The sequence below is a fragment of the Caldalkalibacillus salinus genome, from assembly GCF_016745835.1.
Classification (GTDB): domain Bacteria; phylum Bacillota; class Bacilli; order Caldalkalibacillales; family JCM-10596; genus Caldalkalibacillus_A; species Caldalkalibacillus_A salinus.
Genome location: NZ_JAERVL010000015.1, coordinates 1 through 25,062, shown reverse-complemented (window position 1 = coordinate 25,062; position 25,062 = coordinate 1). Strand labels below are relative to the sequence as shown.

The window sequence follows — 25,062 nt, the reverse complement described above, 5'->3', positions numbered from 1 at the left end:
ATCAACGGGATGCGTTCATATAATAGTAACTTTTTGCCCATAATGTTGGGAGTGTATTGTGTTAGAATGAAAAAAGAACATCATGGGAAAGGAAGGCTTTTCACATGAAACACCGTCTATACGTGATCATCAGCTGCGCTACATTCAGTATTTTATTACTAGTGGCTTGCGGACAAACGGAAATCAAAGAGCGATTGGATTGGGCTGTAGATGAAGATGATGAGTTTACGGCTGTGAACGAAGAGGGTGAGCCTGTCACCATCTCAGATTATCACGGTGAAGTGTGGTTAGCTTATTTTATGTTTACATCCTGTGACACAGTGTGTCCTATGATGACAACGAATATGATTGAATTACAAGAAAGACTAGAAGCGAAAGGCCTGAAGCCACCTATCGTAGCGTTAACTGTGGACCCTAAAAGGGATACACCTGACGTGCTGCAGGAGTATAGACAACAGCATTCTATTGATCCTGAACAGTGGGATTTTCTTACGGGTTATACAAGAGAAGAGGTTAAGGACCTTGCAGAGGACTTTAACACTGTGCTCGAAGAAATGACAGATACAGACCAATATCTTCATGGCACCCGTTTTTATCTCATAGATCAAAAGGGTGTTATTGCTAAGACGTACTCAGGGCTACAAGAGATTCCTTTTGAACAGATGGTTCAAGATACCAAAGCGCTTTCTCAATAGCACTAACGTATCTATTACCGATCCATATGCGCTATCAGAATGCAAATTCAGTACTCATCATAAAGGATGACGGATAATGAAAATATACAACACATGCTTACTAGGGCTAATCCTTGTTCTACTTTTATCTGCCTGTGTCTCAGGTGAGTCAGTCGACGATCAGACTGTACACCTACTTCAGGTAGACTTAGAATATGAACCGGAAAACATAGAACCACAGGAAAACGTCATACTCGCGGTACACATCCTTCAAGGCGATGAGCCTGTTGATGATGCCCTCGTTGTCCAATTTGAAGTCCTACAAGAGGGTGAGGACCCCCTTTTTCTTACAGCGGAGCTAGAGGATAATGGACGGTATACAGCTCAAGTGTCCTTCGATGAAGAAGGGATTTATCATGTGATGGCACATGTAACAGCAAGAGACATGCATGTGATGCCGCATGACGTCATACCAGTCGGATCATTTACACATAACGAAATAGAAGAAGCCAAACGCTCAAAACCAGGTTCTCGTTACGATCATGGTTATCTAAACGAGAATCAATCAGATGAAGCTCAAACAGATGAAGCTAATAGATGAAGGTCAGTTATATGAAGATTAGGTGCAGATCAAGACGGACGTAAGAATATATGATAGAACACCATAACTATAACTATGAAGAGATAGAAGGAAAAAATGGTCATGGTGTCTAACCGAAGTTGTGACGAGCGGATCACGGCTTTTTTTGTATCCATATACCACAGGACCTTGCATCTCCTACACTAAGGTTTATGTCATCTCCAAAGAATTCAAGATCTTACACAAGAGATCTTTTGTGGTAAAGGGTTTAGCTTTATATCATACAATCGACAAGCTTGGGGATATTATATGTAAATACATATGATTGAAGGAGATAGGAAATGAAGGCCGTAACATTACAAGGTGTAAAAGACGTTAAGGTAAAGGAAGTCAAAGACCCTAAGATTGAGAAAAAAGATGATATCATTGTGCGCATTACGAGTACAGCTATTTGTGGCTCTGATCTACATTTAATTCACGGCATGGTCCCCAATACGCCAGAGGATTTTATTATTGGACATGAGCCTATGGGTATTGTTGAGGAAACGGGACCGGATGTTGAGCATCTCAAGAAAGGAGATCGTGTCATCGTCCCCTTTAACGTTTCCTGTGGACAGTGCTATTACTGCCAACATCAGTTAGAGAGTCAGTGCGATAATGCTAATCCCCACGGAGAAGCGGGCGCTTACTTCGGTTACTCGGAAACGTACGGCGGTTATGCTGGTGGTCAAGCGGAGTATCTAAGAGTGCCCTACGGTAATTTTACGCCATTTAAGGTCCCAGAGGATAGCGAAATGGAGGATGAGAAGATTTTATTCCTATCGGATATTGTACCCACCGCTTATTGGGGGGTAGAAGAAGGTGGGGTGAAGTCAGGAGATACCGTCATTGTTCTGGGATGTGGTCCCGTTGGTTTACTCGCTCAAAAATTTGCTTGGTTAAAAGGGGCCAAAAGGGTCATTGCCGTCGATTATATTCAATACCGTTTGGCGCATGCAAAGAAGACTAATAGCGTTGAAACGATAGATTTCACTAAAGAAGAGAATGTCGGCAATCACTTAAAAGAGATGACCAAAGGTGGAGCTGATGTTGTCATCGACTGCGTAGGGATGGACGGGAAGATGACGACGATGGAACTCGTACAAAGTGCCCTCAAACTACAAGGTGGTTCCATGGGCGCCATCCAAATTGCTTCGCAAGCGGTGAGAAAAGGTGGAACTGTGGCTTTGGTTGGGGTATACGGTACACGCTACAACGCTTTTCCACTCGGGGACTTTTTTGCTCGAAATATCATGTTAAAAATGGGACAAGCACCCGTCATTCACTATATGCCTGAGTTGTACCACATGATTAAGCAGGGGGAGTTTGACCCAACAGACATTATTACCCATCGCATGCCTTTAGAGAAGGCGGAGCAGGGTTACGAGATTTTTGATACGAAGTCTGATGACTGTATCAAAGTGATATTGAAGCCGTCGTAAGATTGTTGCCTAAACCTACCTAAACCTAAATACGATTTAAAGCCTCATATAAGAGATAAAAGTCAAGGTGATGTTTCGCCTTGGCTTTTTGCGGTTAGAAGGAATATACAAATCTTTTTTATGTCGAGTGAGCATCAGACGTTTTTATATGTTGACTCCTTCCGTCACGAGTTGTAATATATAATAACAATAATTAAATTATAATTATTGTAAATAAGTAATGATTATAATTATCACTTGGAGGAGGAGAAACATGAGTGATCAGAGGAAACTAACCACTAATCAAGGTGTCCCTATTGGTGACAACCAAAATTCTCGTACGGCAGGTCAGCGCGGACCGACTTTATTAGAGGACTATCAGCTGTTAGAAAAGCTGGCGCACTTTGACAGAGAACGTGTACCAGAAAGAGTCGTCCATGCGAGAGGATCTGGGGCACACGGTGTGTTTGTTGTTAAAAACAGCATGAAACGTTATACGAAAGCAGCCTTCCTACAAGAAGAAGGGACAGAAACGCCTGTGTTTGTCCGTTTCTCTACCGTCATTCACGGACAGCATTCTCCAGAAACGTTACGTGACCCACGTGGCTTTGCCATTAAGTTCTACACTGAAGAAGGAAACTATGATTTTGTAGGGAATAATCTGCCCGTGTTTTTCATACGTGACGCCATGAAATTCCCTGATATGGTACACGCCCTCAAACCAGACCCTCAAACAAACGTGCAAGATCCAGACCGTTACTGGGATTTCATGTCCCTGTCCCCAGAATCAACGAACATGCTCGTGCATCTGTTTAGCGATGAAGGGATCCCAGCTAATTACAGACAAATGCGGGGTTCAAGCGTCCATGCATTCAAATGGGTGAACGAACATGGCAACATGGTTTATGTCAAGCTTAAATGGGTGCCTAAGCAAGGGATACAAAACCTGACGATGGAAGAAGCCAAAGCGGTTCAGGCAGAGGAGTTTAATCATGCCTCAATTGATCTATATCAAGCGATTGAAGCGGAGGACTATCCTGAGTGGGATCTCTACGCGCAGATACTAGACCCGGCAGACATCGATAACTTTGACTATGATCCGTTAGATGCCACTAAGGACTGGTTTGAAGAGGATATTCCATCCGTCTTCGTAGGAACGATGACCTTAAATCGTAATCCTGAAAATGTGTTTGCCGAAACAGAATCAGTAGGCTTTAACCCTGGGGTGCTTGTCCCTGGTATCGAACCTTCTGAGGATAAACTTTTACAAGGTAGACTCTTCTCTTACTCCGATACACAACGTTATCGAATTGGGGCAAACTATCAGCAACTCCCGATTAACTGCCCATTTGCTAAAGTGGATAACAACCAACGCGATGGCGCGATGCCGTTTAAACAACAGAATGATCGCATCAACTATGAGCCAAATCGCTATAGTGAAACACCACAGGAAGACCCGTCATATACTGAGCACCAGACACCTGTTCAAGGCTATGCGGGTAGAAACAAGATCGAAAAAACGAACGATTTCGGTCAAGCAGGCCAAGTGTGGCGCCGTTATACTGAAGAAGAACAAGCAACCGTTATTAAAAATATGACGGCAGATCTCGAAAATGTGGCTGAAGAAACGGTATTACGTGCGGTATGCAATTTCTATAGAGCCGATGAAGATTTAGGTCGACGGCTTGCCGAAAGTCTTAACGTGGACATCACACCTTATCTCGAACATATCAGTCAATAAGTGTTAAGACCTATCTCACAATGAAGAATAAAACGGGCATACTGCTCAAAAAGGAACAAATGAACTTAAATATAGCGTAAGGAATTAAAATATGTATTGTAATCTAACGAACATCTCTTATCATCAAACATCATCTGCTCCCTCAATACATTTGCTTTTGCCCCCTCAATACATTGTATTGAGGTTTTTTTTCGATATGCACGCCCACTGTGGCCTTATAACGCTAAGAAATGTAAATCAGAACAGGATAATAATAATTGCTGGTACAACGGAATAAGATGGGATTAAAGGCCTAATGGACCATTAATTCAAATGGTACAAAGAAACCAAAACCATGAGGGGGGAAGATGATTGAAAAAGTTAAGTGTGATATTGGCCCTTTTACTCGCTTTGGGTTTGATGCTCGTTGCCTGTGGCGGTACCGATGAAGAGCAGCAGAACGGGGAACCTGGCCAAGGTGTAGATGACGGTGCCAAAGATAGGGTCGATGACGAGCATGCTGACTGGGTGAAGGATGTCACTATTCTAACGGGTGGAGAAGCCGGTGTGTATTTTCCTATTGGGGTTGCCATAGGTGACATTTTAGACGCCAATGTTGAGGGGATGACTGCCGCCGGTGTGACGAGTGGTGCTTCGCTTGTGAACGTCGCTGAATTGGATGAGGCAGAAGCTGAGATGGCCTTAGTCCAAAATGACATGGCTTATTATGCACTAGAAGGCACACAAATGTTTGAGGGAGCATTATCAGGATTTCAAGGGTTAGCAACCCTTTATCCCGAGACGATACAAATTGTGACAACGGCTGACACAGGAATAGAAACGGTACAAGACTTAGTTGGGAAACGCGTGGCCATCGGTGATGTTGGTTCAGGCACAGAAGCGAATGCCACTCAAATTTTAGAGGCACACGGTATCACACATGATGATTTTAGCGTGGAGTTCATGGGGTTTGGGGACGCTTCTACTGCCCTGCAGGACGGTAATGTAGACGCCGCATTCGTCACTGCGGGAACGCCGACGGGGGCGATACAACAACTAGGAGCAGTGACGGATGTTCGTCTGGTTAGCATTGAAGCTGAACAAATTGACACACTGGTGAACAAATACCCCTACTATACCGAAGTTGAGATTAGTGCAGATACTTATGGGTTAGATACTGATGTTTCTACTGTTGCTGTGCAAGCGATGTTAATCGTCAGAGAGGATTTGCCAGAAGAGCAGGTATATGAAATCACAAAGGCGATCTTTGATAATCTACAAGTGTTACAAAACACCCATGATAGAGGGCACGATATCACCTTAGAAACAGCGCTTGATGGCATGTCCATAGACGTTCACCCAGGGGCGCAACGCTTCTACGATGAGCCGTAATTGTACATGCAAACGGAACGCCAGGGTATTGCGCGTGCGCAGTGCCCTTTTTCAAAAGCAATTGCCTTTAGGTATATTTATCATCACTCTGACAACGGTCTTACTATGTCTACTGCTAACGGTTTTCCTTCACGTGTTCAGTCCCGATACCGTGTTGGTGATCGAGGATGTGAAATCGGGTCAAATCCTGTGGCAGGAAGATATACAAGCTGGAGAATGGTTCTACCATGAGTACTTACACTCAGTTGAGAAATCACCCGTGATAGAGAAATTCAAGGTGAATCGTGCAGGGGAAATCTTGACGATGGAAAGTTGGACAAAATCATTTGGCGCTGGCTTACCGTATGAGCAACAGGGCACGGTCGAGATGGTCGACGGCTTTTATGTGTTGAAGGATTTGCATCGACCTATTCATGGTGGAGCGTTTCTGATGCAACCTTCTAACAAATACCCACACACATTCCATTTTCGAGATCATCGTATCATGTTATCGGAAGAGCCTTATGCCAGTACAAGAATTAAAATCGAAGTCCGTCACCTTACATGGCTAGAAGCTATTTTAGAACACTGACACTCATACTATCTATCCTCGTTTATTTTGCCTACCCTCTAGCGGCAGGGATTAGGAATAGCGCAGCACATGGTTCACGGTTTCATTCAATCTTGAATCTTCTTGAAAGGAGGCGTTAAACGGATGGGGGATGATCAACACAAACATATCATGGAGTTAGAAGGAAGCGACCGTCACCTGAGACAGGGCTGGGCACGCATCGTTCTGTCGTTCAGTGTACTGATGGGACTCTTTCATCTCTATATAGCGGGTTTTGGCTTCTTTCCAGGGGTCGGTTCACGAGAATACCTCGTCTTGCATCTCACCTTCGGATTAATACTCGTTTTTCTCATCTTTCCTATTAAAAAGGGGTTGGGTCAATCATCCATCCCCTGGTACGATTGTGTACTAGCGTTATGCTCTGCATTTGTGGGTCTTCACATCATGTTTCATATGACCGCCCCTCATATTATGAATCGTAACCCATCGGGGATAGACCTACTCGTATCTGCCTTGCTCATCGTCCTCGTACTGGACGCGACGAGGCGGGTCGTGGGCAAACCGTTGGTGATCATTGCTAGTATCTTTATCCTCTACTTCTTTCTGGGTGAGTATATGCCAGGGCAGTTTCATCACACGCGAGGGGATTTGACTCGTTTTTTACATGAGATGGGCTATACTTTATCTGGGGTTTTTGGCACACCCATATACGCTTCAGCGCGCTACGTCTTTATCTTTATTTTATTCGGCGCTGTGCTAGAGGCGACAGGAGCGGGAAAGATGTTTATTGATCTCGCGCTGCGGGCCTTTGGGCGATATAAAGGCGGCCCTGCCAAAGCGAGCGTGTTGGCCAGTGGTATGATGGGGAGTATTTCGGGCAGCTCTACGGCCAATGCGGTTACGACGGGGACATTTACCATTCCGCTCATGAAAAAGGTGGGTTTCAAGCCGCATGTGTCGGGGGGCATTGAAGTAGCCGCTTCCTCCAGTGGGCAATTTTTACCGCCGATCATGGGGGCTGCAGCGTTTATCATGGTTGAATTCACAGGCTTACCTTATATCGATATCATTAAGAGTGCACTTATCCCAGCTATCTTGTGTTACACCGCCATTTTATTCATGGTGCACTTTGAAGCGTCCAAAAATAAAATACGCGGGATGTCCAAGGATGAACTAGTGTCAGGACGGCAACTTCTCATTTCACAGGGCTATTTAATCGTTCCCGTCTTAGTTCTCATCTACTTCTTAGTTCTTGAGGGACGTTCCGTATTTTACGCAGCCTTTTTTTCCATTATTCTATTAATGGTGCTCGCCTACTTCGCTCATAAGTTTAAGGAGAGAGTGGGCAGGAGTTTGTTTTTAGCAGGTGTATTATTTGGCTTTGCCTATGGGATAGAACGTCTATTAGCGCATGTTGACCAGAACTTTATTCGCTGGCATGCAGAAATCGCCCTGATGATCGTGTTAGGTACAGTACTGGCTCTCGCGTTTGCTGTGATGCAAAAAACATTTAATATTGAAACGGCCCCAGTGCGATTCGGGTGGAAGCAGTTGCTGCACGGTTTTGAACTCGCGGCACGTAACGCCTTGTCTGTCGTCGTAGCATGTGCCACGGCCGGTATCCTGATCGGGGTGCTACAACTAACAGGCTTATCGACGAAGTTCGTCCGTATTGTGACCGGATTCTCTGAAGATCTGACGGCCATGTTGCCGGCGTTTATGGTCACAGATCATACGCAGCTGTACTTCGCTTTAATTCTCTCCATGTTCGCTTGTTTATTATTAGGCTTAGGCTTACCGACGACAGCTACGTATATTATTCTAGCGGCCATTGTCGCACCCGTTCTCGTCACATTAGGACTGCCAGTCTTGGTCGCACACTTATTCGTCTTATACTATGGCGTGTTAGCGGATGATACCCCACCTATTAATCTACCCGCCTACGCGACAGCCGGGATTGCCAAAGCCGGACCCCTACGTACAGGGGTGCAAGGGTTTAAGTACGACTCGGGGGCGTTGCTATTACCGTTTGCCTTCGCCTTAAATCCGTCTATACTCTTACTCACAGACGATCCATGGCCCATCGTCCTCGTCAATATCTTAACGGCCTTACTAGGGATCATTGCGTTTGCCTCTTTTATTCAAAACTGGTTATGTCGCACGTACCACAAAGTGGAGAGATGGATAGCTCTGGTCACCGCCCTCTTACTGGTTCATTTTCACTGGATAACGGACGTGATAGGTGCCTTGGCCTTAGGCGTCTTATTTGCCCGTCAGTATTGGCAACAGTCTCGTTCTCAGCCCAAGTCAAACATCCACACAAGCGGGAGGCATTCCTCACATAACGATTAACGATGGTGGGTGATTGAAGGGAATTTTTTCACGTTACAAATACCAGACACAAATACGACGAGATGAATGCGACATTAATGTTTAGCATAATTTTTAAGTGGGACAGACACGGACAACGCTTTTGCCTCATAGGATAATAGTAATCTGCTTTTTGGAGGTGAAAGCTTTTGCCAGGTCTCATGACAACCATCGCTTTATTACTGAAAGAGCTGATGGTTTTTGTTTCTTATGTTAAAAACAACGCGTTTCCTCAACCTCTAAGTGATGAAGAAGAAGACAGTTACCTCGCCAGGCTTCAAGAAGGAGATGAAGAAGCCAGAAATCTCTTGATTGAACACAACCTACGTCTCGTTGCCCATATTGTTAAGAAATTCGAAAACACGGGCGAAGATACGGAAGACCTCATCTCCATAGGCACGATCGGATTGATCAAAGGTGTGGAGAGCTACTCTCCTAACAAAGGCACCAAACTGGCCACCTACGCCGCACGTTGTATAGAGAATGAAATACTCATGCACTTGCGCTCTCTTAAGAAAACGAAGAAAGACGTCTCCTTACATGACCCTATCGGTACTGATAAGGAAGGGAATGAAATCACGCTGATAGATGTCCTAAAGGCAGACATGGATGACGTCATTGATCTCGTCCAGCTTCAAATGGAGAAAAACAAAATATATGAACATATTCACGTCCTCGATGAGCGTGAGAAAGAAGTCATCATCGGACGGTTTGGATTAGATTTAGAGAAAGAACGTACGCAGAGAGAAATTGCCAAAGAACTAGGCATCTCCAGATCATACGTGTCGAGGATTGAGAAGAGGGCGCTCATGAAGCTCTTCCATGAGTTTTACAAAGTGAAGCAGAAGCGGCGGTCGTAATAAACAGTCTTTTGATTGACTCTGTAGTTTACGAATCGATCAAAATGAAGGGAGTCCCGATACATAGGGCCTCCCTTAAATCTCATATACACTGAGTGTACACTGTGTGTCTCATAACAAACCATTATGTTTGATTACTAATAAGATGTCTTAAAACATTGTTTATTAAAGGAAATCCGCAAATCACAAACAAGAAAAAGCCACTGTAATCAAATAAAATATTTACTACATCCAGAACATCTTCCCAAAAAAAGAATTTTGGTAGAGGTAAAACCATCAATATGACACCAATAATAAATCCATAAAATAATGTTCTTTGTTTATCCATCATTTCCACCCCGTATTAGTATGAATGTTCATACTCTGCTACTGCGTTTAACTATTTTATTAAAAAAAGCCCTTTATAGTCCAACTGTAAAAAGATAGACCGTGAGATTTCTATTAACCGCCCTAGTTAATAACGGACATTATTAATTCTAACAAAATTCCTATTCCAAAACTACGAAGCTTAGGAACTAGTCAAAGTGGTTTTTCAACCAATGATTCGCTAGATCAACCCAAACGCTACATTCTGGATTTAAATGGTTTTCGTTTTCTGCTGTTGTTTCGTCACATAATGATAATCCATGCACGCCACTTTCAAATACATGTAATTCATATGGCACTTTATTTTTCGCTAGTGCAGTTGCGAAGTTTAAAGCATTTTCGGCATAAACTAGAGCATCGTCAGCTGTGTGCCAGATAAAGGTCGGTGGTGTTTGGGATGACACAAAGTGAACAGGACTCGCCTCATAAAGCTGTTCATTGGTCGGTTCAGAGGTTTTAAAGAAAGCTTTGATAGCAATATTCCAAAAGTGTTTAGCGAAATCATCTCCTTCCGAGAAAACTTTTTCCTTCATTAGCTGGTAGTCTGCTAAAGGATATCCGAGAATAACTGCATTTGGCCTTAACAGTTCCTGATTAACGGTAAACCTATCATTTAAAAGTTGACCGTCCCAGTGAACACCCATACTAGCCGCTAAATGACCACCTGCCGAAAATCCACATACGGCAATCTTATCCGTATCTACTAGCCATTTGGGGGCATGTTCTCGTACCGTTAATATCGCTTTGGCTAAGTCATATAATGGCTGAGGATATCCTGCTTCTTCATTTGGGGCAGGTGGGTTGTTAGTATCCTTCACCCACTCTTTATAATAAGTGGTATATCGGAGCACAAACGTATGATACCCTAGAGCGGCGAAGCGTAAAGCTACTGGTTCCGCTTCTCGATCAGATGTTCCTAGATATCCCCCGCCTGGGCATATGATAATCGCAGGTCGCTTTTGATTGGCTTGAAATTCTAATGAATGATCATGTATGTAGGTGTGTAACGTGACATGATCTATATTTTCCCATAGTTGAATGGTTTTATTTAGCATGTTATACCCTCTTTCTTTAACGTCTAACAGACTGACAACATCTATTATTTTTAATATACAGAAAATATGGACTAGCCTCTAGGGTCTAGCAGTGTGCTTTTACCTCCAACTATGTGAATATAGTGGCAGATATTGATTAAACATCACGCTAAGGTAAATAAACTTCAGAAACAAGGAGTAATTCCCCTTGCAGAAAATATAAATCAAACAGTCTTTGATGATCTTTCAGAGTTTCGCTTAACGCGTTAACTGAATCAAGTGATTTTAATTGAGTGCCTTCTAATATGTAAATCATGACATCTTCTGATACATTTTTAACTTCCTGTTCGCCTTCTTCTATCATAAAGCCGTTTGGGGCCTCATCAGATTCTATCTTGTATGCCAATTGGATAGTCGCTGTTTCGTTACTAATAAGGTCGAGGTAACCTTGTCGATGTGTGATATTTGGAAGGTGATTAATAAGGTGTTTTAATTGTGTAAGTTCAATACGGGTCATATTAGCTTGTTCAGTGTACATGGCTTTATGTGTATCAACTAAACCTCTAAGTTCTTGTAATTCTTCTTCATAATCATTTATATGTTCCTCTAAACTCGCCACTTTTTCAGTTAACTCACCCTCATCGAATGCTGAAGATTGAGTGTTTTGAACTGAACATCCAGTGATAACCATAATACATACTATTATTGTGAATAAAATATTTCTCATCTATTTCTCCTCCAGTTTAGTAAGTGATAAAATTTGTTATTATATTTATTTCATTTAAATGTTAGTTTTTCCTGTTTTGAAAGAAATATATTTAAATTTTTGGAATTTTAAAGACAACATTCCATTCTCATAATGTTGGTTACCTAGACAGCATTGTGTTAAAGTAGCCGAACATTTATATATAACGGAGGATGATAGTAGTGAAAAACAAAAAGACTTTAACCATAGTAGGAGCAACAATAGTTGGAACAACAGTTATTATAAGCTCCCTTTCTCTTTCAAGTGTTTTTTTGTTTGCTGATGGACCTACTCATGGGCTACCTACATTCAAAAACGAGTTTAAAGTGGTAGAGACCGGAACTGACGAAAATGTATTAGTTGAGAGAATATCACAGGAGGAGGCACATGACTACGGTGAGGACGGTTTACCTAACATTGGCTCAGAATCTGTATTGAGTTATGAATCAAACGAATTAACAAATTTAGATCATGAAAAAGTGGACATTCAATACGAGTATGGTGAGTTAAAATTAATAAAAATTCATTTAGAAGATAAAACGGTTATATCATCACAAAAGGGAAAAAGTAACCCAGCACTGCAGGTTTCAGAGAATAGAAAGTTTTATACTTTTGAAGAAAACCAGGATATATTCGTCTATGATTCGGTCAATGACCAAGTTCGTAAAGTAACAAAAGATACTGTTGGTGGCTTCTCTAAAGATCAAATCATGAGTAGAGAAGATAAAGGTTATCACGTGTGGGCTAAGAATCCTAAAGTTAGTGAAATTAGTCATGCTGTTGCCTATGTGACCAAGAGAGAGAATGAGGAACGCTTTGATATTTGGACAGTTGATTTAGAAAGTGGGAAAGAAGAGTTGGCAGTGGAGAATGCTCTTCCTCTAACTTGGTATGATGGTTCACTGTTCTATAAAAAATGGAATGAAAAAGAAAATGTAGGGAAGTACAACATGGAAACAAAAGAAAAAACAACGATTATACCTGAGACAGCATTTGTTGAAACAAAGGGAGACTATCTTATTTATCCCGTGGATTTAAAATGGAACCACTTTAGATTATATAATCTTAAAACTAATGAAGTCATAAAGGTTGAATCAGAGACAGGGAGATTAGGAGGCCAATTTCATGTTTCTCCAAATCAAGAATACGCCGCAACGATATATCAAGAAGATGGTACAAAGCCACCTAAACACTTTTTAATAGTAAATCTAGAAACTGGTAATCAACAGATCATCGATTTTCCAAACCTGCCTGCAGATCATCATGGTCATTTCATTGAAGGATGGGTGAATAACCGTGAAATAGTAATTTCTTATACTTATGGAGACCGTAATAATGAACGCGAAGAACCGATCAAATCAGAAACTATCATGATTGACGTTATTGCGGAGGCATTTGATGACTCCCACATACCCCTCGTAACAGGTTCCTCGACAATCTCTAGCCAATGACACCAGTCTATAAAACTACCATCAAATTGATAGTAAACTTTAGATACTTGTTCAAATTGAAAGACTGCGGTATTTAATTCTTGAGCTAATTGTCCTTTTTCAGCAGTCGATAACGCACCTAATTGGTCACTCAAGTTCTTAAAATCGACCACAGTCGTCCCATCTACCATGATGGACACGCCGTTTAACATTCCTGCAGTCTGTTCATTGAACAAAGAGCTTTCCTCACCATTCAATATTTTAGTGATGGCCTTTTCTAACGCTGAGAACGGCTCTCCTTTTTGTGTGATATCATAGCCTGTAAAAGGATCTTCCTGAGGCACAGCATTAGACGTATCCGTTTCTGTGGTATTGGCACTCTCATCAAAGCCCGGGTCGTTTGCGGCCAAAGAATTTTCTGTACTAGCACATCCCGTTGCTATCAACATCATCCCGAGCACGGCCGTGCAAGAGATATAACCAAGTTTCATGCCGATATCCCTCCCAAATCAGTTTGAAAAATGTGTTGTTTCTCACCATTATTAGACGTGGGTAAATTTTAAAAGTTTCATCATATGGGGACAAAGTCTCATTTCAACATAGCATATGATTTTAGTCATCAATGCTAAACATGATGCTTCAAGTAGATAGGGAAGGCAGACTCAAACGAGTGTTAGAAAGTATAAGGATAAAGGGAAGTCATAGTTCGTATGTTACAAAGAATGACGCGAAAAAAGTGCCTCAAGTTAGCATTAATTTTTCCAAATAATAGGTGTTGGTTAAATATAAATCAATTCGCTCAGCATTTTTACTCGTGTTGATGTGGCGCAACGAATAACTTTTGCTATACTAGTATTGTGTCATATCTATGCGAATGTTAAAGTATAGAACATACAACTAGAAAACAATCTTTGATAGCACGACACGTCGGTTGACGAGAGAGTTCAGTTGAGATGAGTGAGTGATAGATCGCATAAACAGTCACATGACACCAGGATGTCTAAAAGAGATTAAGATGAGAAAGCGCTTTAATGAAGGAGGTCATATTATGAGTGATAAGCAGACGGAGAAGGCGAACGTTCAGCAGCGTGCTAACTTTAAGGCCTACGATTATCTATACTTTATTATACCGTCTGTCATAGGGATCTTATTATTTATGTTCCCTATTACAACCGCAGAGGATGGGATTACCATTCCGGTTGCTTTTCTTGCCGAACAATTAGGAGAGCTGTTAGAGGGCATTTTACCGTCCTTATTAACGATAATGCTATTATTCGTTGCCATCATGACGGTATGGAGTTCAATGTCTAAACCATCGTTTGTACAACAACGCCCAGTACTGAAAGAGTTGTTTGATGTCCATCCTGTTTGGGTCATGATTCGTGTGTTAGGATTGATTCTAGCCGTTTTAACCTTATATGAGTTAGGCCCGGAGTGGATTTGGTCCGCTGCTACTGGTGGATTACTATTATTTGATTTAGCGCCATTATTGTTTACTATTTTCTTATTTGCTGGGTTATTACTACCTTTACTCTTGAACTTTGGTCTACTGGAGCTATGTGGGGAACTGTTGAATAGAGTGATGAGACCTATCTTTACATTACCGGGTCGATCTTCCATCGATTGTCTCACATCTTGGATGGGAGATGGCACCATCGGGGTATTACTCACGAATAAACAGTATGAACAAGGGTTTTACACGCAACGTGAGGCTGCTGTGATCGGGACGACATTTTCCGTCGTATCGATTACGTTTAGCATTGTTGTCTTAAGTTATTTGGAGATTGAACATCTATTTATGCCTTATTATCTCACGCTTGTTGTGGCCGGGTTGATTGCAGCGGTCATTATTCCGCGTATCCCACCCTTATCTCGTAAGCCTGATACGTATATAGAAGAGCAGCAACAAGAGGAGGATCATAAAACTGACGGTCTTTCTCCTTTAAAAAGAGGGCTTTATAAGGCGGTGGCACGAGCTAAGGAAAACAGCAACCCTGTCCAAACCCTCAGCGGCGGTGTAAAAAATGTGCTAGATATGTGGTTCGCAGTTATCCCTGTGGTCATTGCCATCGGTACAGTGGCCGTTATTATCGCTGAACATACGCCACTATTCGCCTATTTAGGAGCGCCATTTGTGCCGTTATTACAACTATTGCAAGTGCCTGAAGCGGCCCAAGCAGCGGAAACAATGGTTATCGGTTTTGCTGACATGCTCCTACCTGCCATCATCGGTAGCGGGATTGAGAGTGAATTTACCAGATTTGTGATCGCTTGTCTATCCGTGACACAGCTCATCTATATGTCTGAGGTAGGGGGACTCCTACTCGCCTCTAAACTACCCGTTAAATTCACTGATCTGATGATTATCTTTATTGAGCGTACGTTAATCACGTTACCTGTCATCGTACTGATGGCACATATTATTCTATAGCTTTGATGGCGTATAAGAATAGCGTATGCGGTGAACGGATTCAATGAATGGACTTGTGATCGCCGTGATATAACAAACACCCTTTCAAGACGACATTGTCTGAGAAAGGGTGTTTGTCTTTACGCAATGACCTTACGTGCGTTCTTGTAACCGTTTGATACGGTACTGTAAGCTCTGACGACTTAGCCCCAGGGCTCGAGCTGTATTGGTCATATGATGATCATGTCGCTCTAACGCTTTATTAATATAATACGACTCCGCCTCAAGTAAATAATCCTTTAAGGGTCTAAGGGGTTGCTTCATCTCATCCGTAGCGTGAGAAATTTGGGAGGTGTCATGACCTGAATGGTAGTTGAATTGTGTTTTGTGACGAAAGTGGTAGGGAAGATGACTGACTTCTATGGTGTGTTCATCCATTAATAAATTCATAGCCCCTTCGATCACATGCTCTAACTCTCTGACGTTCCCTGGCCAATCGTAGCTCAAAAGTAATGCCTCAACCTCTGAACTCACACCTTGTACATCCATTTGAAATAATGCATTGTATTTGTTAATAAAATGAGAGACGAGTAACATGATGTCCTCTTTGCGCTCTCGTAAAGGCGGGATAAATAGGGATACAACACCCAATCTGTAAAAAAGGTCTTTACGTAAACGATGATTGGCGATCGCTTCAATCGGGTCCTCATTCATGGTTGAGATAATACGCACATTGACTTTGCGATCGACTGTGTCGCCAATTCGCCGAATCGATTTTTCCTGAATGGCACGTAACAGCTTGGCCTGTAGCATGGGACTAAGCGCATTGATCTCATCTAATAGCAGAGTTCCTCCTTCCGCTTGTTCAAACAGGCCTGGTTTTTCAGTTGCGCCTGTAAAAGCCCCCTTTTTAGTGCCAAATAATAGACTTTCAATTAGGGTTTCCGGTAGTGCGGCACAATTTTGAGAAATAAATGGGGCAGAGGAGCGATCACTACCGTGGTGAATACTTTGAGCGAATAATTCCTTTCCGGTCCCAGTCTCACCAATAATAAGGACAGATGAAGGTGTGCGTGTCGCCCTTTTCGTATTTTCCACCACGTCCTTAATAGCTGGACTTTCCCCAATAATACTCTCGAAGGTATATCGGGTATGACCATCCCGACTCATATTTTTCTTTATTAGTCGCTCTATTTTAGTGACGTCTTTTGCGATTTCAATGGCACCAATGACAACCCCCTCGTCGTAAATGGGGAACGTATCATTTATTGTGGTAATCTCGTTTCCTTTGTTGTTGAAGTACGTTTGTTTCATATTCTTAAATGCTTTTTCATGATGTAACGCTTGTAATAAAGTACTCCCTTGACCCTCTTCAAACATAAACACATCTAAAAAGTCTTTACTTAAAACATCTTCCTTGGACAAAGATTCGATGGCCATCATTTTCTTATTATAAATAAGGGTCTTACCGTGTTGGTCTATGACGTGAACACCAACATCAATCTCGTTCAGGAGGGTTTCATAGATCTTAATCAATTGATATTGCTTTTGGAGAGACTGTTGTTGTGCCATATATGAGACCTCCTTCTCTACTGCTATTTTAAGGGGCGGGGGCTTAGTCCGCAAATATTATTTTCAGTATAAGTACTGTCATATTACCATTATGACAAAAAAATGGGCGCAACACCGCAAAAATATTTCATTAATAGAAAAATAATTTTGCTTTATTGTTTTGTTCTTGCTGTCATGGCCATAAAAAAGTTGGCATAAAATTTGCATGAGGGTATATGAAAGATGAATATCACTAGGTTTACGGAGAGATAGCTCTCCTTTTATGAAAATAAGTGAAGGAGGAACGGTGCAGTATGACAAACACGACAAGGACCAAGACCATTATTGAACAAACGGAAAATTATGGCGCAAAAAATTATCATCCATTGCCCATCGTCATTTCGGAAGGAAAAGGAGCCTGGGTCAAGGATCCGGAGGGGAACGAGTACTTGGATATGCTCAGTGCCTACTCCGCTGTGAATCAAGGGCATTGTCACCCCAAGATCATTGCAGCCTTGAAAAATCAAGCGGATAAAATCACGTTAACGTCACGCGCCTTCCATAACGATCAGCTTGCACCATTCTATGAAAAGGTTTCAAAGCTGACCAATAAAGACATGGTGCTTCCTATGAACACAGGGGTAGAGGCTGTTGAAACAGCGATTAAAGCTGCACGTCGCTGGGCGTATGACGTCAAAGGTGTCCCTGAAAATCAAGCGGAAATTATCGTGTGCGAAGACAACTTCCATGGGCGTACGCTAACAGCTGTATCACTTTCTTCTAGTGAAGAGTACCAACGTGGCTTTGGACCGTTGCTACCAGGCATCAAGGTTATTCCTTATGGGGATATAGAAGCCCTAAGAGAAGCGATCACAGAGCATACAGCGGCTTTCTTAATAGAACCGATTCAAGGTGAAGCAGGGATTAATATCCCGCCTGAAGGTTACTTGAAGCAGGTACGTGAGCTATGTACAGAGCAAAAAGTGTTATTCATGGCCGACGAGATTCAAGCAGGGTTAGGGCGCTCCGGTCAATGGTTTGCTTGTGACTGGGATGAAGTCGTCCCTGATATTTATATACTCGGTAAAGCACTAGGTGGAGGTGTCATGCCGATTTCCGTCGTAGCGGCAAACCAGGATATTTTAGGGGTATTTGAGCCAGGATCACACGGTTCAACGTTCGGCGGCAATCCTTTAGCGAGTGCGGTTTCTGTCGCGGCACTAGAAGTACTTGAGGAAGAAAACCTGATCCAACGTTCTTTAGAACTAGGCACCTATCTCATAGATCAATTAAGAAAGATCGAGAATCCCATGATTACAGAAGTGCGAGGCAGAGGTTTGTTTGTGGGCATCGAGCTCAATGAACCAGCAAGAAAGTACTGTGAGCAATTAAAGGAAAAAGGGCTACTGTGTAAGGAAACGCACGAGAATGTCATTCGTATTGCGCCGCCTTTAATCATCTCCCAAGAAGATCTAGATTGGGCTATTGAGCGTATTTATGACGTTCTAGCAAAATAGATTCATATTTACAAGACACCACAAAAGTTGTTATCTTTAAGTAGAAAGATTTTGAATGCGTTTTCTGTTGAGGGAAATTTCACAAAAAAGTGATATTGGAGGGGAAAATATGTTTACACCGTATAAACACGAACCTTTTACAGACTTTAAGGTTGATGAGAATCGAGTGGCTTTTGAAGAAGCACTTAAGCAAGTCGAAAGCGAGTTAGGGAAAGAGTATCCACTTATCATTAATGGTGAACGTGTTTCAACCGAGGATAAAATCATCTCTCGTAATCCTTCTAACAAAGAGGAGATTATTGGGGTCGTATCTAAAGCAGACCAACAACTCGCTGAGAAAGCGATTGTATCTGCGGATGAAGTCTTTCAATCTTGGAGAAAAGTGGACCCTGAAGAACGTGCTAAAATTTTAGTCCGCGCAGCGGCCATCGTTCGTCGTCGTAAGCATGAATTTTCTGCATGGCTTGTAAAGGAAGCGGGAAAACCATGGAAGGAAGCGGACGCAGATACAGCAGAAGCGATCGACTTTATGGAGTATTACGCACGACAAATGGTTGCACTTAAAGATGGTAAGGTTGTTAACAGCCGTGAAGGGGAGCTTAATCGTTATATCTACACGCCAACAGGTGTGACTGTGACAATCTCACCATGGAACTTTGCCTTTGCTATCATGGCCGGGACGACAGTCGCCCCAATGGTAACAGGTAACACCGTTCTACTCAAACCTGCAAGTACCACACCTGTTGTATCAGCAAAGTTTGTAGAGGTATTAGAACAGGCTGGTATGCCCAAGGGAGTCGTCAACTACGTGCCCGGAAGTGGTTCTGAAGTAGGGGATTATCTTGTAGATCATCCGAAGACCAGCTTAATCACGTTCACAGGCTCTCGTGATGTAGGGGTTCGGTTATATGAACGAGCAGCAAAAGTACAAGAAGGTCAAAACCATCTCAAGCGTGTGATCGTTGAAATGGGTGGGAAAGACACTGTCGTCGTAGACAAAGAAGCTGATCTAGACCTAGCGGCTGAATCAATTGTGGTATCTGCATTTGGATTCTCTGGTCAGAAGTGTTCTGCAGGTTCCCGCGCCGTCGTTCATGAAGATGTTTATGATGAGGTCCTAGAAAAAGTGGCTAAGATCACAAAAGAACTCAGTGTCGGAGAACCCGTTTCTCGTGACGTCTACATGGGACCTGTCATTGATGATGCAGCTTATAAGAAGATCATGGGGTATATTGATATCGGTAAAAACGAAGGACGTCTCGTGGCAGGTGGAGAAGGAGATGACAGCAAAGGTTACTTTATTCAACCCACTGTCTTCGCTGATTTAGACCCTGAAGCACGCATCATGCAGGAAGAAATTTTTGGACCTGTCGTCGCATTTAGTAAAGCTAAAGATTTCGATCACGCAATCGACATTGCCAACAACACAGAATATGGTCTAACCGGCGCTGTCATCTCACAAAATTCAGCTCACTTGGAGAAAGCTAAGCATGACTTCCATGTAGGAAATCTATACTTTAACCGTAACTGTACTGGTGCCATTGTGGGGTACCAACCGTTCGGTGGGTTCAAGATGTCTGGTACAGACTCCAAAGCTGGCGGACCGGATTATCTCATTTTACACATGCAAGCGAAAACCATTTCTGAGATGTTTTAAAAAATAAACGTTTTGACGTCGATCTAGCTTTTAAGAACTCATCAATACAACTAACGGATACGAATGATATATGTAAAAAGGACACGGCGTGCCGTGTCCTTTTAGATTATAGAAAAACCTTTTTTTCAAACCGGAAGTCTCATCATGGATCCCAAAGTCTATTTTAGTAGATGTTGCATTCGCATCCTACGATGATAAGAAGGACGAAAAGCACCACAATCAACGCGAAGTTGTTATAACCCATGAACAATCCCTCCTTTTGATGACTGTACTATACCATATGTCATCTTGGATCGTATCGTAAGGGCCATTGTCCTAGGTTATATGCTGAATTTTTCAGAAGTAGATAAAAGCAGACTTTCATATTGAAGCTAATAAAAAAGGCCGAGCTTGTGTAGCTTTGGCCTTTTGAATAGTCCTCCAACAACGCCTCGGTCACTTCCACCTGCGAAACCCTTCATATTTTCCTCCTTATTTTTGGTACTGTATCGCTTCAACCGTACGTCTAAAGAAGTCCGCGGACATTTTGTACCTTCTTTCATGATATAAATGCTCTGCTAGTTCCCGTGAAAAATGTTCCACCTGTCGCCAATGTTTTTTCTCATGAAAATAATGAATGGATTTGTTCATCAACTTAATATACTTAGCGTTTTCTCCATTAATCGCATGTATTTTCGCTTTTAATACGAGAAGATGATGTTTGTCACCCTCCGAATGAACATGTTGTTCAGCCTTATGTAATATCTTTGTCGCTTCTTCCACCCTTTCCTCTTCTAGCAAAAGCTCCATCCAGGAGCAGAGAACATGATTAATATCTCGAGAGTCTGATTGTTCCATTTGGGTAGAAGCGTGAGCGAAGCAATCTTTTGCCAAAGTAGAGAGGCCCTTCGTCTTATATAACAGACCGAAATGATATTGGATACTGGCCAGTAGTTGGTCATACGTGTGTTCTAAAGCGATGTAATAGGCCTGGTGTAACTTTTCCTCCGCTAAAGTGTAATCTTCTAACTCCCATAGTAGGACAAATAACACGTTTAATGTTTTGCAGGCCTTGTAAGATTGACCATTTTGTTTATAAATGTGCAATGCTTTTTCTAAAGCTTGGCGGCTTTCGTTCCGTTGACATAACTGCAGAAAGGCCATACCTATATTATGGAGGACATCCGCTTTGGCTAGGGGCTGTATGGTGACGCTTCTCTGTTTTTTACTCCAATACAAACTTTCTTCATATTGGGCTTGATAGAAAGCGATTGTTGCGCGTAATTGGTAGTACGACTCTTGTACCGTATGATGGAGATGAGTGAGTGCTTCTTCATCTACGAGGGTGTCGATATGATGCTCGTAAAAGGGCAGTGCTTCCTCAGGGGTACCATGTCTCAATTCATATAAACAGGACAAGGTGTAGAACCAAAATTCTTGAGTGACTGAGGTAATATACGGATGCGCTTTTTCTATATGGATCAACATTTGCTTGGACATGACAACGTTGTGTAAAAAGAGATGTTGCTTCAATAGCTGGAGTTTGGATTCAACTTGAGGGCATTCCTGATCATGATGAAGGAGGTAATCAAGTGGGACGTGTAATCTTTCCGCTAACAATTGAAGAATGTCTTCTGCTGGGGCATATCGACCGCGTTTGATGTTACTCAGGTGGGCAGAAGAGATGATACCTTTACACAGGGCTTGTTGAGACATGTGTCGATTTTTCCTTAACCGATCAATACGTTTACCAAGATTCATAAAGCCACCTCACGCCTCATTATACAAGAATATTCAGTCAACTATCAATTTGAGTCATGTTGTTTGAGGTAAAACCCATGTCGGTGATAAAAAGAGTATTTAAGTAAAAGTTGAAGCTGTATGTTTTCACAAGTTTATGACAGAAAGACAAAACATGATGCTGACCGAGTAAAAATGGCATGTAAAAAATATCTATTTTTTGTAATGTTTATAAAATATTGAAAATGGACAGTAATCTCCATACAATGAAAGTGCTCCTGAGGGAGACATATCAAAATTTTAGGAGGACTGTTGAATGAAGAAGTTTTTGTCCATTGCATTAGCTTTATCTTTATGTTTCATGCTGGTATCACCGGTGGTATTTGCCACAGAAGCAGAGCAAGAAGAGTATCTCGTACAGTTTACCGAAGAGATTGAGGCTAATGTTTTAAACAGTTTTGGTGTTGAAGATGCTGAGATTTTATATGAGTTTGAGCACTTGCCTGTTGTGCATGTGGAACTAACAGAGAAACAGGCTGAAGGTCTAAAGAAAAACCCACAGGTAAAAGCCGTAGAAATAGATGCTGAAGTGGAAGCGACGCAGACCGTGCCTTGGGGGGTTCCACGTGTACAAGGGACAGATGCTCAAAATGCAGGGTATACCGGTAGTGGTGTACAGGTCGCCATTCTTGATACAGGGATAGACAGAAGCCATGAAGATCTTACAGTTTACGATGGGTACTCCGTGTTTACAGATAGTGCCAATCGTGACCCCTATTATGATGGGAACGGTCATGGTACACACGTAGCAGGGACCGTGGCAGCCCTTAATAACCATGTTGGTGTGTTGGGCGTTGCCCCAAGTGCACAATTATACGCAGTTAAGGTGCTAGATAATAACGGAGGAGGATCTTACTCCGGGATCGCTAGAGGAATTGAGTGGTCCATCAACAATAATATGGATGTCATTAATATGAGTTTAGGGGGATCTTCAAGCTCATCCATTTTAAAAGACTGGTGTGACTACGCTTATAATAGAGGTATCTTACTTGTAGCTGCTGCTGGGAACAGTGGAAACAGCTCCGGATGGGGAGACACTGTGGGTTACCCTGCTAAGTATGATTCTGTCATGGCCGTAGCAGCCACTGATAGCAACAACAACCGTGCATCCTTCTCAAGTCATGGACCGGCGGTTGAAATATCTGCTCCCGGGGTTAACATCTTAAGCACAGTGCCTGGTAATGGTTATTCTTCTCTTAACGGCACATCTATGGCTTCGCCACATGTTGCCGGGGCTGCGGCTTCAGTTTGGCAAGCAAAACCATGGTTATCCAACGCTCAGTTACGTCAGTTACTCAATAACACCGCGCAATACCTTGGCAATTCTCATTTGTATGGCCATGGGTTGGTTCAGACTTACGATGCCATAAGAAGATAAACCCCGTCCAAGTTAATCACTTGAACCTGAGTCACAGGGTAAGCTGTGGCTCTTTTTTCTTATGACCATGACCCGAACACAATTCCTTCATATTTTTTTAATAAATTGTTAGCAGTTCAAAAATAGAATGGTCATCTTTCCTTTGTATATTATACATGCAGCACAAAAAACACAGCTCATAACATCAAAGGAGGAGATCATATGAAATTATTCAGCAAGAAAAGTTTATTGCTATTAGTTGCAATTCTGTCTATAGGTGCACTTGCGGCTTGTGCTGGAGAAGAACCAGCAGAACCAGGACTAGAAGAAGATATGGAAGCACCGTCAATGAATGAAGAGCCTGACGCTCCTGAAGGCGGTATGGAAGAGGATGGTCCTGTCGATGCACCTGAAGACAGTGAAACAGATCTAGGAGATAACACACTAGATGAAGAGGGCTCTGAAGAGTCTGAAGAAGAATCTGTTGAAGACAATGAACAAGAAGAGCAAGATCAATAAAAACCATAAAGAAATCATGAGTGATTAAGTCTAATGTAGCAGTACATTGAGGCAAAAATACTTTTTGTATCACACATTACCCCTATGACCCATAGTACCCCTCACCCTCCCTAGGTGAGGGGTTTTTTATAAGAGATAGGAGAGATGAATATGTTAAGGCAGATGCTAACAAGGACGAGAAAAGATGCACTTATGAATGAGATACAACAATATAAGTCTTTGCTAGCACAGTACAACATGACATTCAACGACCTTGTGGATTTGTGTCCTAGAGATCAACAAGCAAGAGAATATGCAAAACGAATGGCAAAATCTATTGCAAGTCACCCCAAAATCGTGATTCATCTCCAAAATATACACCAGGAATTAAAGGAATATGAACCTCCTATAGATCAGCGTTATCACCGATACGTTATCGCCTTAGTCATATTATATAGTGGAGAGTTTAAACATCTATACCGGTACCTTAATCAAGATTAGGGTACCTATTCCAACTTTACTAATAAATGATTTAAAAAATAGATCATAATCTTTTCTTATTCTTATCATAGAATCAAAACATTTTTACTTTACATTAGTAGACAAGCAGCAAATACAAGCTGCTTAAATACTAGGAAGTAGGTGATGCCTATACATAAATGATAATGTAAATAAAAGAATACAGCACTGGGAACTAAAGCCAGACACTATGAGGAAGATTTGATTTAAAGGAGGTAAAACATCATGACAGCAGGTAGACCCTTTAATGAACGATCTGAAAAACCAAACTATCGAAAAAAATTACTCCCTGTGTTGATGTCGATGTCACTTGCGACTTCTGCATTCATTTCAGCAGGTGCTTCCGTATCTGCTCAAGAAGCAGGAGAACTGAGTAAACAAGCGTATAATCATCACGGACAACTGGTGTCACAAACTGTAAGAGAGCTAGAAGGCTCTCATAAAGGGTGGCAAGTGAGAGACATCGCAACAGATAAAGTCAAATTTGTACAATATAATAAAGATCATAAAGTGACGGAAGTTGAAGCGGACACTGATACTAATGTAGAAGCAGGCACCGAAGAAGCAGCAGTGGAAGCTGAAGCGGACACAGA

General features: G+C 42.1%; 22 protein-coding genes. 15 read left to right on the top strand and 7 right to left on the bottom strand.

What is annotated here, in order from left to right:
• Positions 1 to 104 precede the first annotated feature (104 nt).
• The 8 genes from JKM87_RS09680 to sigK all read left to right on the top strand — a co-directional run bounded on the left by JKM87_RS09680 (position 105) and on the right by sigK (position 9,606).
• On the top strand, positions 105 to 695 hold the full coding sequence (locus JKM87_RS09680; RefSeq protein WP_202080155.1) for an SCO family protein: 591 nt from the start codon (positions 105 to 107) through the stop codon (positions 693 to 695).
• 76 nt (positions 696 to 771) lie between these two features.
• Positions 772 to 1,275: a FixH family protein gene (locus tag JKM87_RS09675; RefSeq protein WP_202080154.1), complete on the top strand. Its 504-nt coding sequence runs from the start codon at positions 772 to 774 to the stop codon at positions 1,273 to 1,275.
• Positions 1,276 to 1,595: 320 nt separating this feature from the next.
• Entirely contained in the window at positions 1,596 to 2,735 is a 1,140-nt protein-coding gene (locus tag JKM87_RS09670) for a zinc-dependent alcohol dehydrogenase (RefSeq protein ID WP_202080153.1), read from the top strand.
• Between the two features lie 253 nt (positions 2,736 to 2,988).
• Positions 2,989 to 4,455: a catalase gene (locus JKM87_RS09665; protein ID WP_202080152.1), complete on the top strand. Its 1,467-nt coding sequence runs from the start codon at positions 2,989 to 2,991 to the stop codon at positions 4,453 to 4,455.
• 351 nt (positions 4,456 to 4,806) lie between these two features.
• The gene (locus tag JKM87_RS09660) at positions 4,807 to 5,826 is read left to right on the top strand and encodes a TAXI family TRAP transporter solute-binding subunit (RefSeq protein WP_202080151.1); all 1,020 of its coding nucleotides are present in this window, start codon (positions 4,807 to 4,809) and stop codon (positions 5,824 to 5,826) included.
• 34 nt (positions 5,827 to 5,860) lie between these two features.
• Positions 5,861 to 6,397 (top strand): DUF1850 domain-containing protein, encoded by a 537-nt coding sequence (locus JKM87_RS09655; protein ID WP_336885159.1) that lies wholly within the window; start codon positions 5,861 to 5,863, stop codon positions 6,395 to 6,397.
• Positions 6,398 to 6,520: 123 nt separating this feature from the next.
• Complete coding sequence (locus JKM87_RS09650) at positions 6,521 to 8,728, top strand: TRAP transporter permease (RefSeq protein WP_202080149.1); 2,208 nt, start codon at positions 6,521 to 6,523, stop codon at positions 8,726 to 8,728.
• A 179-nt stretch (positions 8,729 to 8,907) separates the two neighbouring features.
• Positions 8,908 to 9,606 carry an RNA polymerase sporulation sigma factor SigK gene (gene sigK, locus JKM87_RS09645; RefSeq protein WP_419761856.1) on the top strand — a complete coding sequence of 233 codons (699 nt, stop codon included), beginning with the start codon at positions 8,908 to 8,910 and terminating at the stop codon, positions 9,604 to 9,606.
• A gap of 124 nt (positions 9,607 to 9,730) precedes the next feature.
• Here the strand turns inward: sigK and JKM87_RS09640 are convergent, their stop codons facing one another.
• The 4 genes from JKM87_RS09640 to JKM87_RS18260 form a co-directional block, all read right to left on the bottom strand.
• Complete coding sequence (locus JKM87_RS09640) at positions 9,731 to 9,934, bottom strand: hypothetical protein (protein ID WP_202080147.1); 204 nt, start codon at positions 9,932 to 9,934, stop codon at positions 9,731 to 9,733.
• Between the two features lie 187 nt (positions 9,935 to 10,121).
• Positions 10,122 to 11,027 carry an alpha/beta hydrolase gene (locus tag JKM87_RS09635; protein WP_202080146.1) on the bottom strand — a complete coding sequence of 302 codons (906 nt, stop codon included), beginning with the start codon at positions 11,025 to 11,027 and terminating at the stop codon, positions 10,122 to 10,124.
• 148 nt (positions 11,028 to 11,175) lie between these two features.
• On the bottom strand, positions 11,176 to 11,733 hold the full coding sequence (locus JKM87_RS09630) for a hypothetical protein (RefSeq protein WP_202080145.1): 558 nt from the start codon (positions 11,731 to 11,733) through the stop codon (positions 11,176 to 11,178).
• Between the two features lie 1,336 nt (positions 11,734 to 13,069).
• Positions 13,070 to 13,672, bottom strand: a complete 603-nt coding sequence (locus tag JKM87_RS18260; RefSeq protein WP_419761854.1) for a GerMN domain-containing protein — start codon at positions 13,670 to 13,672, stop codon at positions 13,070 to 13,072.
• Between the two features lie 557 nt (positions 13,673 to 14,229).
• On the opposite strand from JKM87_RS18260, the gene JKM87_RS09620 reads away from it, so the two are divergent.
• A complete protein-coding gene (locus JKM87_RS09620) occupies positions 14,230 to 15,612 on the top strand; it encodes a YjiH family protein (RefSeq protein ID WP_202080143.1) in 1,383 nt (460 codons plus the stop codon).
• A gap of 132 nt (positions 15,613 to 15,744) precedes the next feature.
• Here the strand turns inward: JKM87_RS09620 and JKM87_RS09615 are convergent, their stop codons facing one another.
• The gene (locus JKM87_RS09615) at positions 15,745 to 17,163 is read right to left on the bottom strand and encodes a sigma-54 interaction domain-containing protein (RefSeq protein ID WP_202080142.1); all 1,419 of its coding nucleotides are present in this window, start codon (positions 17,161 to 17,163) and stop codon (positions 15,745 to 15,747) included.
• A 293-nt stretch (positions 17,164 to 17,456) separates the two neighbouring features.
• Here JKM87_RS09615 and JKM87_RS09610 point away from each other — a divergent pair, with 293 nt between their 5' ends.
• Both JKM87_RS09610 and pruA read left to right on the top strand, forming a co-directional pair.
• A complete protein-coding gene (locus JKM87_RS09610; protein ID WP_202080141.1) occupies positions 17,457 to 18,659 on the top strand; it encodes an ornithine--oxo-acid transaminase in 1,203 nt (400 codons plus the stop codon).
• A 109-nt stretch (positions 18,660 to 18,768) separates the two neighbouring features.
• Positions 18,769 to 20,316: an L-glutamate gamma-semialdehyde dehydrogenase gene (gene pruA / locus JKM87_RS09605; RefSeq protein ID WP_202080140.1), complete on the top strand. Its 1,548-nt coding sequence runs from the start codon at positions 18,769 to 18,771 to the stop codon at positions 20,314 to 20,316.
• 163 nt (positions 20,317 to 20,479) lie between these two features.
• Here pruA and JKM87_RS09600 read toward each other — a convergent pair whose 3' ends face one another.
• Entirely contained in the window at positions 20,480 to 20,560 is an 81-nt protein-coding gene (locus JKM87_RS09600) for a YjcZ family sporulation protein (protein ID WP_202080381.1), read from the bottom strand.
• 227 nt (positions 20,561 to 20,787) lie between these two features.
• Positions 20,788 to 22,056, bottom strand: coding sequence for a helix-turn-helix domain-containing protein (locus tag JKM87_RS09595; protein ID WP_202080139.1), 1,269 nt, complete (start codon positions 22,054 to 22,056; stop codon positions 20,788 to 20,790).
• A 295-nt stretch (positions 22,057 to 22,351) separates the two neighbouring features.
• On the opposite strand from JKM87_RS09595, the gene JKM87_RS09590 reads away from it, so the two are divergent.
• From JKM87_RS09590 to JKM87_RS09575, 4 genes are all read left to right on the top strand, one after another.
• The gene (locus JKM87_RS09590) at positions 22,352 to 23,473 is read left to right on the top strand and encodes a S8 family peptidase (protein WP_202080138.1); all 1,122 of its coding nucleotides are present in this window, start codon (positions 22,352 to 22,354) and stop codon (positions 23,471 to 23,473) included.
• A 201-nt stretch (positions 23,474 to 23,674) separates the two neighbouring features.
• Positions 23,675 to 23,971 (top strand): hypothetical protein, encoded by a 297-nt coding sequence (locus JKM87_RS09585; protein WP_202080137.1) that lies wholly within the window; start codon positions 23,675 to 23,677, stop codon positions 23,969 to 23,971.
• Between the two features lie 192 nt (positions 23,972 to 24,163).
• Positions 24,164 to 24,451 (top strand): hypothetical protein, encoded by a 288-nt coding sequence (locus JKM87_RS09580; RefSeq protein WP_202080136.1) that lies wholly within the window; start codon positions 24,164 to 24,166, stop codon positions 24,449 to 24,451.
• Between the two features lie 243 nt (positions 24,452 to 24,694).
• Positions 24,695 to 25,062 (top strand): hypothetical protein (locus JKM87_RS09575; RefSeq protein ID WP_202080135.1); only part of this gene is annotated, 368 nt, incomplete at its 3' end.